Source organism: Photobacterium sp. MCCC 1A19761 (genome assembly GCF_037389125.1).
GTDB lineage: Bacteria > Pseudomonadota > Gammaproteobacteria > Enterobacterales > Vibrionaceae > Photobacterium.
In genome coordinates this window covers 34,378-48,871 of record NZ_JAZGTF010000043.1, presented here as the reverse complement: position 1 = coordinate 48,871, position 14,494 = coordinate 34,378, and the positions used below count along the sequence as shown (strand labels likewise).

At 47.9% G+C, this 14,494-nt stretch carries 14 protein-coding genes and 1 pseudogene; 8 read left to right on the top strand and 7 right to left on the bottom strand.

The genetic code is table 11. The features are described 5' to 3' along the window. Window positions 1–196: 196 nt before the first annotated feature. Window positions 197–985 carry a DUF3658 domain-containing protein gene (locus tag VV869_RS23260; RefSeq protein WP_337737327.1) on the top strand — a complete coding sequence of 263 codons (789 nt, stop codon included), beginning with the start codon at window positions 197–199 and terminating at the stop codon, window positions 983–985. Window positions 986–994: 9 nt separating this feature from the next. On the opposite strand, the pseudogene VV869_RS23255 reads toward VV869_RS23260, so the two are convergent. Further along, a pseudogene (locus VV869_RS23255) lies at window positions 995–1,683 on the bottom strand (ISAs1 family transposase); the annotation flags it as partial. 26 nt (window positions 1,684–1,709) lie between these two features. After that, the gene (locus VV869_RS23250) at window positions 1,710–2,594 is read right to left on the bottom strand and encodes a LysR family transcriptional regulator (RefSeq protein WP_337737326.1); all 885 of its coding nucleotides are present in this window, start codon (window positions 2,592–2,594) and stop codon (window positions 1,710–1,712) included. A 117-nt stretch (window positions 2,595–2,711) separates the two neighbouring features. Here VV869_RS23250 and VV869_RS23245 point away from each other — a divergent pair, with 117 nt between their 5' ends. Then, window positions 2,712–3,383 carry a type 1 glutamine amidotransferase domain-containing protein gene (locus VV869_RS23245; RefSeq protein WP_337737325.1) on the top strand — a complete coding sequence of 224 codons (672 nt, stop codon included), beginning with the start codon at window positions 2,712–2,714 and terminating at the stop codon, window positions 3,381–3,383. A 306-nt stretch (window positions 3,384–3,689) separates the two neighbouring features. On the opposite strand, the gene VV869_RS23240 is transcribed toward VV869_RS23245, so the two are convergent. After that, window positions 3,690–4,046, bottom strand: a complete 357-nt coding sequence (locus tag VV869_RS23240; protein WP_337737324.1) for a winged helix-turn-helix transcriptional regulator — start codon at window positions 4,044–4,046, stop codon at window positions 3,690–3,692. Between the two features lie 116 nt (window positions 4,047–4,162). On the opposite strand from VV869_RS23240, the gene VV869_RS23235 reads away from it, so the two are divergent. The 3 genes from VV869_RS23235 to VV869_RS23225 are packed head-to-tail and all read left to right on the top strand — an operon-like array spanning window position 4,163 to window position 6,208. Further along, window positions 4,163–5,206: a zinc-binding alcohol dehydrogenase family protein gene (locus tag VV869_RS23235; RefSeq protein WP_337737323.1), complete on the top strand. Its 1,044-nt coding sequence runs from the start codon at window positions 4,163–4,165 to the stop codon at window positions 5,204–5,206. A 19-nt stretch (window positions 5,207–5,225) separates the two neighbouring features. Next, window positions 5,226–5,885 carry an oxygen-insensitive NAD(P)H nitroreductase gene (gene nfsB, locus VV869_RS23230; RefSeq protein ID WP_337737322.1) on the top strand — a complete coding sequence of 220 codons (660 nt, stop codon included), beginning with the start codon at window positions 5,226–5,228 and terminating at the stop codon, window positions 5,883–5,885. Window positions 5,886–5,899: 14 nt separating this feature from the next. Further along, window positions 5,900–6,208, top strand: a complete 309-nt coding sequence (locus VV869_RS23225) for a putative quinol monooxygenase (RefSeq protein WP_337737321.1) — start codon at window positions 5,900–5,902, stop codon at window positions 6,206–6,208. Between the two features lie 548 nt (window positions 6,209–6,756). Here VV869_RS23225 and VV869_RS23220 read toward each other — a convergent pair. The 4 genes from VV869_RS23220 to VV869_RS23205 form a co-directional block, all read right to left on the bottom strand. Then, window positions 6,757–7,119 (bottom strand): DUF1304 domain-containing protein, encoded by a 363-nt coding sequence (locus VV869_RS23220; RefSeq protein ID WP_337737319.1) that lies wholly within the window; start codon window positions 7,117–7,119, stop codon window positions 6,757–6,759. 108 nt (window positions 7,120–7,227) lie between these two features. Then, window positions 7,228–9,111, bottom strand: a complete 1,884-nt coding sequence (locus VV869_RS23215) for a methyl-accepting chemotaxis protein (RefSeq protein WP_337737318.1) — start codon at window positions 9,109–9,111, stop codon at window positions 7,228–7,230. A 327-nt stretch (window positions 9,112–9,438) separates the two neighbouring features. Next, complete coding sequence (locus tag VV869_RS23210) at window positions 9,439–9,972, bottom strand: YdeI/OmpD-associated family protein (RefSeq protein WP_337737317.1); 534 nt, start codon at window positions 9,970–9,972, stop codon at window positions 9,439–9,441. 494 nt (window positions 9,973–10,466) lie between these two features. Then, window positions 10,467–11,549: a YkvI family membrane protein gene (locus VV869_RS23205; RefSeq protein ID WP_337737315.1), complete on the bottom strand. Its 1,083-nt coding sequence runs from the start codon at window positions 11,547–11,549 to the stop codon at window positions 10,467–10,469. 616 nt (window positions 11,550–12,165) lie between these two features. Here VV869_RS23205 and VV869_RS23200 point away from each other — a divergent pair. From VV869_RS23200 to VV869_RS23190, 3 genes are all read left to right on the top strand, one after another. After that, a complete protein-coding gene (locus VV869_RS23200; protein ID WP_337737314.1) occupies window positions 12,166–12,708 on the top strand; it encodes a DinB family protein in 543 nt (180 codons plus the stop codon). 108 nt (window positions 12,709–12,816) lie between these two features. Next, window positions 12,817–13,302, top strand: a complete 486-nt coding sequence (locus tag VV869_RS23195; protein WP_337737312.1) for a tetratricopeptide repeat protein — start codon at window positions 12,817–12,819, stop codon at window positions 13,300–13,302. Between the two features lie 14 nt (window positions 13,303–13,316). After that, a complete protein-coding gene (locus tag VV869_RS23190; protein ID WP_337737311.1) occupies window positions 13,317–14,204 on the top strand; it encodes a PhzF family phenazine biosynthesis protein in 888 nt (295 codons plus the stop codon). Window positions 14,205–14,494 lie beyond the last annotated feature (290 nt).

Below are 14,494 nucleotides of genomic sequence, written 5' to 3'. Positions count from 1 at the left end.
AAACACAATCACACCCCGCTAGGATGCGCTGGCGTCAACCGGTTTACTACAAGGATTTCGGACATATACCCGGGAAATAAGGACATCTTATGGTGTGAGGTATCACTTCAGGGCGTAAACCGTGTATGTTGAGTCAGCTGAGCACAGTGATCGCAGCCCGACATCCACGATTTCATCCCAAAGCACGAGACCAACCATGACAACAAAGACAGTGACTCATTTCGTAACCGGCGGCGCGGCCGCGGGCACCCTGACTTATCTCATCGGCGCTGAAGGTTTTGCGCAGGTGGTTGAGCTCAGTGATCCACTGGCCTGCGGCCCGTTGAATGACTACGGCACAACAGCCGGGAATACACAGCGCGCCGAATGGTTTCGGGGGGTGTGTGATCGACTGGGGGAGCCCGACTTGTGGACTTGGTTATCCGGCCATATCGGACTGCCCGTATTACAGAGACATCAGAATGCACCATCAGACAGCAACTACATTGTCTGGGTAGGTCAGTCGGTGGACGAACAATTAATGCTGCGAGCGCTCTGCGCGGCACTCCCGAATCAACAGCTGCTGGTCGCCGATGTCACCGCAGACAAACTTGGCGAAGAGACAGCACCGGCTGTCGGCGCCTGCTCTGTTGAAGAGCTTGCGAGTATTCACCCCGTCCCGCTCTCACCCCGCCGACAAGCGGAACTGGCGGATGAATGGCACAGGATCACGGCACGAGGCAACCTGGTCAGAACCTGGGACGGCACCACCATCATCCCGCACAACGAGACCTTTTTTGATAACGCACTCCTTGCGGTGATAGGCGCCGGTCCTCGCCTCGCAGCAGAGGTTATCGGTCAGGTCCTCGGTGAATATGCCGGCCAAGTGGGCGATACGTTTCTTTGCTATCGACTGTGCATACTCATGCAGCAAGGGACAGTGTGTTCCGATCACGACGGGCCTTTATTTTACCGCCAACTGAGCCTGGTTTCTAACGCGACATAAATCCCCCCCCCAGTGACCACGAACAGCCGCTGCAAAACGCTCCTGCACCAGCTCTGCAGAACGGATGTAATAGCGATAATCGAGTGATTCTTTACCAGTTTTATCAATACGATAACCGATAGCACCCCCGATACTTTCTAGGCCTTTCCAGCCTGGAAACTCGTGTGCCAATTCACCTGCTGGAAGTACATGGTATTGACGGACTTCAACACGCCCATGGCCCTGCTCGATGGCGACATCATTCCGTAAGCTCGTGGCTTTTACGTTTTCTACCAGTGCTTGTTGAACAGCTTTAGCCAGTGTTTCTTGGTTACCTTTAACCGCTAGCAGATAATCACCACCACTATCGACAATGGCTGAAGCTATGTCTTTCTGGCATGCAATGGCATCAATAGAGACCAAACAACCTTTGATATCCAGTAGCTTAATGAGTTCAGGGATAGCCGTTATTTCGTGCGATTTAGCATCCGTTTTTTGCTGACCGAGAACAACACCTTTTTCGAGGCGAATGCACTGACCATATGGATGGTAGACTGCCGAGATTGACGGTCATAAGAGCCACGCAAGACTTTGCCATCAATGGCGATCAGCTCGCCTTCGGAGAGAGAAGAAACTGCTTGCATCCAACTGATGAAACACTGCTGAAACTCGCTTGGGTCAAGGCGCGAGACTATCCGAGCAAACTTTTCCAAGCTAGGCTACCCGCTATTTATTATGAGGTTTGTCATTCCTGCCATTCTGCAAAATAGTCGAGTAGAAAGTCGATGGCCAGCCTTGCTCTTAATGGTAGGAAATGACGGTTTGGATATACAATCCAACTGCTGTTGCCGCTTCCCCAATAAGGCTCTAGAATTGATACTAAACGACCTGACGAAATGGCATCGCTAAAGCTGCTTTTTGGTAGATACGCCACGCCTAACCCCTCTGTACAAGCTTGCAAAACGGTGTGGGCATTATTGCTTTTCCATCTGCCTTGTACTTTCACGCCATTTAAAGGCTTGCCATTCTTTTCAAACAACCACACATCTTTATTGGCGATAATACAACTGTGATGCTTAAGCTGTTCAGGGTGAGTCGGCAAACCATGTTCATCAATGTAGTTCTGACTAGCAGCCGCTGCCATTGGGCGGTCTACGAGCTTTCTCGCAACCAACCCTGAATCGCTTAATCTCCCATAACGGATGGCAAAATCAAAACCATCTTCAATAAAGTTCACCATGCTGGTGTTGAAGTTTATTTCTACCGTGAGATTGGGGTGTTGTTTGGCGAACTCCATTAAAGCTGGAGCCACATGGTTTTCAGAAAACGCGCCAGCCGCACTCACTCGTAACGTACCACTCAATTGCGTTTGTTGCGTGGTGAGTTGCTCATTGGCTTGTTGAAGCCCAATAACTAACTCTTTGCACTGCAGGTAATACGCTTGACCAGCTTCCGTTAAGCTCACCATTCTTGTCGAACGCGCTAACAAGGCGACACCTAATCGCTCTTCTAACCTGGTGACTTGGCGACTGACGTGGCTGGTACTGCAACCTAATTGTTTTGCCGCCGCAGAGAACCCTAGGCTCTCAGCAACCGTAACAAACTCATTGATGCCTTCAAAACTGTCCATAACCACCTTTGCCATATGGCAATAATGTTTTGTTGATATGGCATATTATCACTTATTTACTTTGCAATTAGTATGTAAGTGTTCAACAAATACAATGAAGCCAATAGGGAAACCATCATGAAGAAAGTACTCATTATTGTGACTAACCATGCGACGCTTGGTGAAACTGACCAAGCAAACGGAACTTACGCACCAGAGCTAACTCATGTACTTAGCGAACTACTTGTTGCTGGCTTCGATTACGACATTGCTTCGATTAAAGGTGGTCAGGCTCCACTATACGGAACCGATATCGAGGGTGATGCAGTAAATGCAAAAATCTTAGCTGATGATGATTTCCAAAACCGTATCAACAACACGATTCCAGTATCACAGATCAACGGCGACAGCTACGACGCAATTTTCTATCCAGGTGGCTTCGGTCTTCTTTCCGACCTGGCGAGCAACGAAGACTTCGCAAAAATCTCAGCAAAACATTATGAAGATGGCGGTATTGTAGCAGCCGTGTGCCATGGCCCTGCTGCTCTTCTACCTATCACACTAAGCAATGGCGACAAGTTGCTTGCGTCTATGTCAGTGACAGGTTTCACTCGTGAAGAAGAGATCGATTTTGGCACCATCAATGATATTCCTTTCCTATTGGAAGAGTCACTGGCACGTGGTGCAGCTAGATATTCTAAAGTTCAACCTTGGCAAGAGCTTGTGATTGTGGATGGTCGTGTCATCACAGGGCAGAATCCAACAAGCGCTCACGGCGTCGGCAAAGCCATCGTGGATCTCTTGGCCTAAGCGATGATTAGGACTTAAATCGTACCTCACTACGGAAACAAGTCCGATAAGAATTTCCCTTCCATCTCCACGGTTGGCACTTTTCTGCTGAGAAGTGTCGCCATTCGAGTTAGCTAGACGAGCTAACTCGAAATTGTCCAAAAGTGTTCTAGCTAGGTGTAGTGGTCAATGGAGATACGATAAGGTTCTTATTATTTTCCATATAACTTCTTTAGCTCTGAGTCAGCGACTTAAAACCACTGGCTCAGCGCGTATTTCCATAGCAAGTTAGTATATTTTTCAGCGCTAGGTAACTTGCAGAAATCCCTATTTTTGACAGTCTTTCAAATGTATTGGGATGGCATAATGTTCTCCCCAAGTTTTTAGTGACATTAGTATTGGCCTTAGTGTTTTACCAACATCTGTCAAGCTGTACTCAACTTTGGGAGGGACTTCGGCATAAACCTCTCTATGAATTAATCCGCTTGTCTCCAGCTCTCTCAACTGCTTCGTTAATATACGTTGTGTCACATTACCGACTTGTCTCTGTAATTCGTTAAATCGTAACGTTCCGTCTAGTAAATGATACAGAATCATTCCTTTCCATTTACCACCAAATAGCTCCAAAGACGCCTCAACTGGGCATCCCATACCTGAATAACAATCGAAACGAGGTTCTCTCATAGTATCCTTTTGGTACCTATATGACAAAATTGTACGTACTTGATTGGTTAGAGTTTAGGTTTAATATGGATGTTACAACGTTTTTTATTTGTATGTAAGTTAAAGGATAAATATTTATGTCTATCGCAACAAGAAAGATGAAAGCTATTGGTTTTACAGAGTCTTTGCCAGTTTCAGAACCTCAGAGTCTATATGTATTTGATGCGGAATATCCTAAGGGCACTTCACATGATGTAATTGTTAAAATTAACGCGGTATCGATGAATCCAGCCGATGCTAAAATTCGCATTCGTGCAGCGAAAAACACAACGTTAGATATACCAAAAATTGCTGGTTATGATGCTGTCGGTACGATTGTTGCTATAGGCGATGAGGTGAAAAAATTCGCGCTGGGTGATCGTGTTTATTATGCTGGAGATGTGACTCGTCAAGGCTCAAATGCAGAATATCAGGCTGTTGATTCACGTATTATTGCCCTGGCACCTAAAAGCTTAACCGATGCGGAAGCTGCAGCGTTACCGCTTACAGCCCTAACTGGTTGGGAAGCTCTTTTTGATCGTTTGCGTATAAACCACACCACTAAAGGAAAGTCACTATTAATAATCGGTGGAGCTGGTGGTGTGGGCTCTATCACCACGCAGATTGCTAAACAGTTGACAAACCTTACTGTTATCACAACCGCATCCCGCCCTGAAACCATTGAATGGTCAAGAAAAATGGGGGCTGATTATGTCGCTAATCATCACGATTTAGTCTCCTCCGTTAAGGCTCTTGGTTTTGAGACTGTTGATTATATTTTCAACACAGCAGATACCGTTGGACATTGGGATTCCATGGCCGAACTCATAGCACCGCAAGGAATGATCTCCTCGATTGTTGAGTTTGATGGTGGTGTTGACTTGAGTAAACTGCAAGGAAAGTCCGCCGGTTTTGTATGGGAACTGATGTTTACACGTTCTCTATTCAATACACCTGATATTGAAAAGCAAGGCGAAATTTTACAACAAGTTGCTAATCTAGTTGATGCCGGACGTATCCGGACAACATTGAATGAAACGCTATCTGGCTTCAGTGCCGAGACTTTAAAAATAGCCCACGAAAAAATAGAAAAAGGTACGGCTATCGGTAAAATGTCCATTATTTTTAACCCACAAGATTAAAATCATCTAGGAGATATTCATGAATATTGCAGATATTGCTTTGACGCGATACTCCACCAAAGTTTTTGATAAGAATAAAAAAATATCAGTTCAAGACTTTGATGGTCTCAAAGTGTTATTACGCTTTAGCCCATCCAGTACTAACTCTCAACCATGGCACTTTGTAATTGCAGATACAGAGGATGGAAAGCGAAAAATATCGGAAGGGACTAAAGGAGCTTATGGTTTTAACGAAGATAAGATTCTAAACGCATCTCATGTGGTTGTTTTTTGTGCTAAGACAAATATTGATGAGGAGTATCTGCTTCATGTATTAGATACAGAAGAAAAAGATGGACGTTTTGCCAGCGATCCTTTGTTCAAAGAGGCAAACCATAAAGGTCGTAGTATGTTTGTTAATATGCATCGTTTTGATAATAAAGATGCCCAACATTGGATGGAGAAACAGGTCTACCTTAACATGGGAACGTTACTAATAGGTGCAGCAGTTATGGGGATTGATGCTGTTCCTATTGAAGGAATAGATTCTAAGGAACTAGATGAAGCATTATCACTTCGTAGCAAAGGATATACATCCCTTGCAGTGGTTGCATTTGGTTATCGTGCAGAAAATGATTTCAATGCGAGCTTACCTAAATCTAGACTTCCAGAAAGTGAAATATTTACTGTCTTACGATAATTAGGAGTTTGCAAATGTCTATTATAAATATAATAGCAACGTTACATGTTAAAAATGAAGTTTTAGATGATGTTAAATCAGAAATGAAACGTCTTGTTCCTTTAAGCTTATCAGAAAAAGGATGTATTAAATACTGCTTACATGAGGTTGTTGAGGGAGATCTTGGTGTAGGTAATACAGGTGGTCAATTCGTTGTTATTGAAAAATGGGAAGATATCGAATCTCTAAATGAACATGCTAAGTCAGAACATTTCACCAATTTCATCAATAATTTTAGTGAAAGTGAACTAAGAATTACTGTGCAAATGATTAAAGAGATATAGCGTAAGGTAGCAATATATACCATGTTGCAGTAAGAAGCAGAAGCTAATTATTCTTCTGTTTCTTTTCTACTCAGCAGATTTTAAATAGTTAAAATCTGCTAAGTAGAAGACCCTTAGCTATTATTCATTACATAATTATAGTGTTTTTAGATGCAATGTATTACCTGATTTTATATCGAGATTGACTGATAAAATTATTCCGGTTTTTAATCTTGAAATTTTCTGCTTGTGTAGTGTTTTTTATTTTATCAGAACCGCGAAATCGCTGGTCAATCGAGAATGAAAGTCAATTCCTTAATTGCCAGATGCTTTGTCTAATCTTAGATAAGCACGTTAGGATAGATATTCAAGCATGTTTTGCCGCGAAGTGACTTACGTGGTGCTAAAGTGCAAATTGTACGATTAATGTCGTTAGATCGCGTATGAGTCAGTACAATTCAGACTCGTCCTCCTAAACGGCAGCGATGCTGCCGTCATCATGGTAAATCTTGAGGAAAAGTGTCCGGACCATCTCCTGCCCTCCCGGATAACACACACGTAATGTTTCGTTATGACATCAACACACAGACCATTGCCAACAATGCGGGCAAGCCTTGGACCAACAAAATGGACTTTTTAGCCGTGAACGCGCCATAAATCGCCGCGACCAGAACACAGGCCAAGAAGAAAACTTGAATTTGCTCCCCGAATATTTCATTGGGATGTAACAGTCCCCACAACAACCCGAATGCAAGAAAACCATTGTAGAGACCTTGGTTGGCGGCGAGGACTTTGGTGTTTTTTGCAAAATCCTGTGTCATCCCGAAGGCGCTTAACGCCCTGGGACTGGTCCAGAAAAACATTTCCAGTATCAGGATATACATGTGCTCGATCGCAACAATCCCGACTAACCCTTTGGCAAATAATTCCATAATTTGATGTCCTGAGTGGCCTTAATAACGACGAGCCTCACGGCAGTCGCTGATCGATGTCCTCCCCGCCACGCCTTCGGGTGTGGCAAGGAGGGAGCTGCTGCTTGCTTACAGCTTATAGGTAGCGACCTTGTCACTGAGATCGCTGGCTTGCCCGCGCAGACGGACCGCCTCGCTCGATGCCTCATCTGCACTATTCACTAAGTGCTCAGAAACATCTTTAATCGCGGTGATATTTTGCGTGATCTCGCTCGTCACATGCGTTTGCTCTTCTGCGGCTGTGGCGATCTGAGTCGCCATATCACTGATTTGATTCACAGCAGCGTCAATGTCACCCAGTGCTTCCGCGGCTTTATCTGCATCTGCGACTGAATCCCCGGCTAGCGCAGAGCTGCTCTCCATGATCCGGACGGCACTGGCGGTGGTGGCCTGCAAGGTATCGATGGTCGCTTTGATCTCTTCCGTCGAGGTATGTGTACGCTGCGACAGAACACGGACTTCATCAGCCACCACGGCAAAGCCACGCCCTTGCTCGCCGGCCCGCGCAGCCTCGATGGCGGCGTTCAGTGCCAGCAGGTTGGTTTGCTCGGCGATCCCCTGAATGGTTGAAAGCACAGTTGAGATTTCCTGCGAATGATTGTTCAGCTCAGCGACGATTTGACTCGCCTGCGTCAGTTCATCCGCCAGACGGGTAATGGAAGACTTGGTATTCTCAACCACCGCCCGGCCATTGTCGGTACTGCGGGTCGACGCCTGCGCGGTGCTAGCCGTTTGCTCAGCATGAGCGGCAATTTCTTGTGTCGCGGACGCCAGCTCTGTCACAGCCGTTGCGACCATGGTGATTTCTTGCTGTTGCTGGTTGATCTCATCGACATTCTGGCGGGCACGACCGGTACTGATATCCGATTGTGAGGTCAGCTGGCCGGCCTGTTCACGAATGTGGCTGATCAGATTGTGCATACTGGCAACGAAGGTATTGAAGTTATTGGCAAGCCGGCCCACTTCATCGTCACTTTCCACCTCAATGCGCTGGGTTAAGTCACCACTCCCGTACGCAATTTGCTCGAGCGCACTGGAGACGTTATTGAGCGGACGGAACAACACGTTCACCAGCAGGTTAAACAGCAGGGTACACACAATTACAACGGCAACCGTGACGGCAAACTGGCCCCAGACAGCTTCAAACAGCGGGGCGACTAACGAGTCATAATTAATCACGGTAACTGTGATAAGTCCCGTATTTTCAATCGCTTTGGCGTAAATGACACTCTCTGCCCCGTTTACATCTGCCATCACATGCACCCCGGAGCGCACCGCAGATCGGACGGTGTTGAAAGATAAATCCAGCTTGCTGAGGGGCTGATTGAGCAGATCGGTGTTGTTGTGGGTGAAGATCGTGCCGGCCTGACTGGCAATAAACATATAGCCGTCACCAGGCAGGATGACCTTATCCAGACCTTTGATAATATTGGTAATCTCGACATCAGCCCCCAGAACGACGGTCTCATTACCCAGCCGGAGTGCTTTCCCCAGGGAAACGACATTGGCGCCCGTTGCAGCGGCCACGGTCGGGTTATCCATAAAGACCCGCGCCGGGTCGGCTTTGCCATGGATATACCAGCCCCACTGGCGCGGATCATCATTCCCAGGTGGTAACACCACACCATTGGCGTTGTCCTGGCTGCCGTCCGGGTAGGCCAGGAACACATTGTCAAAGCTGCCGGCATCTCTCACCTGCTTGAGGTGGGTGACGATGGCGTCCAGGTTCGCTTCAGCGGTCAGGGATGAGAGCGCGTTTTCCTTGGATAGGATCCAGTCGGCAACATACTGGTTGTATGAAGCCGTGGTACTTTCCAAGCGCTGCGAGACTTCAGTTTCCAACCTGGCCAGCGAAGCACGAAAAGACAGCGCTTCGACCAGCAGTCCCCCGATAATAATGGCAATACTGGCCGAGAGCGCCAGCTTGTTTTTCAGTGAAAGTTTTTTCAACATAACGGCCTTGTTCTTCTAATCACGTCGTGGGGAAAGTTCTGTATAGTCCACCCAACCCTTTCCGGTAGGATGCGCTGAGAATAACTGGCTTTCTATAGAGATATCGGACATATCCCCTCGCGCTTCAGGACATCCTGGTGAATCACGCGATGCTAAGATGCGTACAGTTGGCCTGAAGAGGACTCAGCCTGGTGACAGCGAACCGAAAGCCCCGACGTGAGGCCTGCGATCCAAAATGTCGGGGGAAGCTCAGCCTCTTCAAAAGGGGTCAGACGTAGTTCGTTAGCTAAGGTTTTTGTTTTTGTTCCATCATCAGCAGAAATTTATTCAGCCGACGTTGGCGTGTTTCTGCTTTTTTGCGGTTTCAAGCCCGTACGATATAGCAAAACGTTGCGTTTTATTGAGGGTTTCAAAAAAATGCTTTGCCTCTGTGTTTTGCTCCAGCGCTCCGAGAAAATCGTCTGGAATTTGCATTTCACTCACAGGAGCATAAGCGGCTTCCCAACGGCCGTCGGCTTGAGCAGCACGAACATGCTTCATTCCGGCTTCAGTCATTAAATTTTGCTCAATCAGGGACGCAACATGCTCTGTGTTGCGCTTTGACCAATGACTACCGGAGCGCCGGGGTGTAAACCGTTGCAAGTAAGCCTCGTGATCCAGCGCTCGCTTGATGCCGTCAATCCATCCCCAGCAAAGCGCAACCTTGACCGATTCATTCCACGTGATGGAGGGTATGCAAGATCCTTTTTTGTAGATTTTCAGCCACAATTCATTGCAGCTCTCATGGTTCTCCTTCAGCCATTCATAGAAGTCTTCAGGGGTTGTAAATGATTGGGCTTCTTTGTTGTTAACGCCTGGCATAACACTCTCGTTTATCATGAAATCTGTGAGGTGATTCGACTTTAATTTTCTCAATTGCCCTTCAACAAGAGAATATCGGATGATTCATCCCCCCCTTTGCTGAAAACCGTTATAGCGTTCTTCGTGTATAGTGTCCCAAAGTCCGGACGGACCATTGCATTGCGGCCTGAGCTGAAATGTTGACATTCCAGTGCACAAAATATGCTCATAAACGCACATGAACATCCATAGAATGCGATGAACCAGTTCGGCTTTCTACAGGGAGATAGGACCAATCCCCTGCCAAATAGGACATTTAAATTTTTCTTGTCCTTCCAAAGCGAGTTTTAGAACACATTGCGGCCAAGCCGATTAAAATTCATCGCCATCACTGACAGCAAAATAAAACATGTTGCTCATCAAAAATTTAACCCCAGCCGGAGCTGGGGTGTGATGTAAGACGCCTAGCCACCATCGGTCCTGCACACTGGCTGATATGACAGAAACCCGATGACTTAATCCGTGATCAGAACCGGCTGTTGTGATCTTTCCTGCGCTTGCTTCAGCTTAAACGGCGCATAGACGAGCGCCCCGACCAAGAACAGCCCCAGGTAGCCAATCAATGGATAGAAAACGGCAACGAGCTGGGTGAACCCGGCAAAGCTGGCGACAAAGCCAACGCCGAGTGTGACGAAAATGAACATGTTGGCTTTGGGCGTTTTCATTGTCACGAAACGCGCAGCGAATGCGTAGAACATGCTGACCGCGGTATTAAAAATCATCCCGAACAGAATGAAGGTCATTACATTAGAAAGTGCCGGGGAGATCAAATCGATGATTTTCAGCAACGGCATCGGGTAGCCCCCGACCACATCAATTTGAGAAAACAGCGCCAGGTGGCTCAGGACAATCAACACCCCAACACCGGCTCCGCCTAAAAGCCCGCCTAATTTAGCGACTTTTTCATTCTTTTCAGCACCTCCCATAACCAGCGCCATGGCTGCCCCGACCGCAAGGTTGAAGGAGACATAGTTCACGGCAGAGACAAACCAATGAGGCAGAGTTGAAGACACACTTTCAGCAACAGAGGCCAGTTCATCGAATGAGGAGTCCATCGTGATCACACTGTAAACACAGATGGCAATGAGCACCAGTATCAGAAATGGCGTCACGCTGCCAATCACGGCAATGACGCGGTTCACATTCATCATGGCAGTCACCGCAACCAGTAAGGTCAGAACTACGCTGCCTACGAAGGGCGGCAAAGCAAACTGCTGTTGCATCAGAGAGCCGGCACCTGCGATCATCACGACGCCGACACCAAACAAGGTAAAGATGATCACATAATCCACGATAATCCCGACCACCCGGCCACTGATTTGGTAAATCACTTTTTTATGAGACATGGTCTGCGTTCGCGACCCCAGCATGGTCAGCATCATCCCGAGATAGGCAAACAAAGCCGTCGCGATGATCGCAGCTGCCGTTCCCCAGTGGCCAAAACTGGTGAAGTACTGCAGAACCTCCTGACCGGAAGCAAACCCTGCCCCAACAATAATGCCGATAAATGCACTAGCGATTTTAAGAACATTCCACATGCCGACTTTCTCCTTAGTCCACAGACATCCTGTAAATGAGATCGTTTGTTTTGTGATTGTTTACCTGTACTACCAATATGTTAACAAGCAACAAAAATGAAACGCGCCGATAACAAGTAACATGGGTATGGATATAAAGTCATATGCCGATGAGGTATATGTGATCGCTAACTGAACCTTGGTGAAGAATGTTTAAAACGCTTGAAAATGCACATATGAGCGTGTATAAATCCTCGCTTTTTTAATTTTTCCTATAAGCAAAAAACACCAACATAACCAAAAAAAATAATAAAACCAATAAAATCAATGCCTTATAAGAATCATTTAATGAGACTTAAAGCGGCGTTTAGATTCACTAAAATCTAAAAAAGCACACATTCGAATATTTATTCACAACAAACAGTGCATCCAAACGCAGAGGTTGGCTTTTTGAGCGCGCCCGGTTCCCACAGACCCACGCCCGGCAAACGGGTTGAATGAGATAAAGTGGACGATCAGGGCATCATCACTGGGGGCATTGACGTAAATGTTCCAGACGATACAACCAGGTGGCTGCTGAACGGCACGGAGAACCAGCCGCATCTCTTATCACACATGGTCAACAAAAGAGGTTGAGATGGATTTACCCTCAAATTTTAGAATGCTGGCACGCTACAATCAGCGGATGAATAACCAACTGATGCGCGTGTGCGAACAACTGACAGAGCAGCAGTTACATCAACAGACCGGCTCATTTTTCCCCTCGGTCATGGCTCACTGGAATCACCTGCTCTTTGGCGATCTCATCATGTTGCGACGCTTACATGACAACGGCATGGTGAATATAGATGCACACACGCTCGCATCGCTGCCTGTGGCGAGAGACGTGAATGACAGATTTGCACAGAGCCTTGCTGAACTGAGGCCGCTGCGGGAATTGATCGACCACATTTACCTGAACTTTACCCGTAGTTTAACTGCACAAGACTGCTCCCAAGTGGTTCACTACAAGACCACGGAAGGGCAAGCGCTGACGCGGAACCTGGGGGAGTTCTGTCAGCATGTCTTCAACCATCAAACACATCACCGGGGTCAGCTCACCTGCATCCTAAGTCAGTTTGGGCTCGACTTCGGCTGTACAGACTTACCAGTGATCGTGCCTGAAGGAGCGCACGTCTAGCGACAATTCGAGCTGAGCAAAAAAACCGGCGAGCGTGTTTATTTTTTACAAGCTTTCTTCCCACCAAGGTTGTAGAAAGGATTTTCTGTGTCAGAAGGAAAAACAGATATGAGTGAAACAATTCAGCGTGCGATAGCACTCAGAAAGGACGGGAACTTTGAGCAGAGCCGCCAGCTGCTGGAAACATTGCTGGCGAATGACGAACTCAAAGCGAAAGCACACCTGCATATCGCCTGGTCTTATGATAATCAGGGGTTTGAGTCAGCAGCCGTACCACACTATCATGCAGCGCTGTCTGGCGAGCTTGATGCCACCGAGCGGTTTGATGCGTTGTTCGGGCTGGCCAGCACCCTGCGCAGTCTCGGAGAGTATCAGGAAGCCATCGTCTGGTTTGAAAAAACCCTGGCACTTTACCCGGATGCCCGGGAGGTTCTGCCCTTCTATGCAATGTGTTTGTATAACCTGGGGCACCACAAACAAGCGACCGAGCTGCTGCTGAAGCTGCTGATCGAGACCACAAACGCTGAAGAGATCCTGACCTATCAGCGTGCGATCAAGCTGTACGCACAAGACCTGGATCGTACCTGGTCATGAAACTGGAGCATACAATGGCAACAGAGGCAAAACTCGCGGATGAACACGACGTCAACGTGCACCTGGTGAACTCATTTACCCGGGAAGGCTCTGGCGGGAACCCCGCCGGGGTCGTACTTGATCCGCCCAGCCTGAGCTCGGCGCAGAAACAATCTATTGCAAAGCAATTAGGCTTTTCCGAGACCGCGTTTGTCTACCCGGGGGAGGAAACGGATTTCCAGGTGGCGTTTTTCACCCCTGAGGGGGAAGTTGATTTTTGCGGTCACGCGACATTAGCCGTGTTTTCCGCCATGGCTTCGCTCAATTTAATCCCGCCGGGAAATTACACGCAACAAACGAAAGCCGGCATTCTCAGCGTGGCCGTGAACCACGACCGTGTCGTCATGGACCAAGCCCTGCCGATCACCCGAAGGGGCCCTGATGTTGAAGAGATCGCCGCAGCCCTCGGGGTGCAGCGTGAGGTTATTTCCGCGACCGGCCTCCCGATCGAGGTGGTCTCGACAGGGTTGCCTGACATCATTGTTCCCGTACAGCCCGGTCAGCTAGATGCCCTCAAGCCTGATCCGGAAGCAATCGCAACGTTGAGCCGTGAGTTTAACACCATCGGGTTCCACGTGTTCGAACTCAGTCGCGATGCAGCTATCACCGCGCATTGCCGAAATTTCGCACCGTTGTATGGTATCGATGAGGAATCTGCAACCGGCAGTGCCAGCGGCGCGCTGGGATGCTACCTGGTCAATCATGTCATGCCCGGCGCAACGTCCTTCCTGCTGGAGCAAGGACGGGCCATGGGATGCTCATCGCTGATCCAGGTCACGATTGATTCAGAAGAGAACACGATTTGCCGCGTTCGCGTCGGCGGCCAGGCAACCATGGCCGGCACGAAAACCGTTCCCCTATAACAACAGCAAGTGAGGAGTTCAGCACAACCACTGCGCTGAGCGAGCCAACGCAGGGCATCACGGCAAACCAGACATTGCCGTGATTTTACCCCAAAGCCCCGGTTCTTTCTGAACCGGGGGCGACCGAACAGTCGCAGCAGAAACCATCCACAGCCCGACTGTTTGTACCAAGTTATACCGACCCGAAGCGACTGGGCTCAGGCCAGTTATGCACATTTTCTGGGGATGAGATCAATGGCTGAAGATCTCCATACAGCCCCGGAACCGGCAGGATCTATGCCTAAATGAAG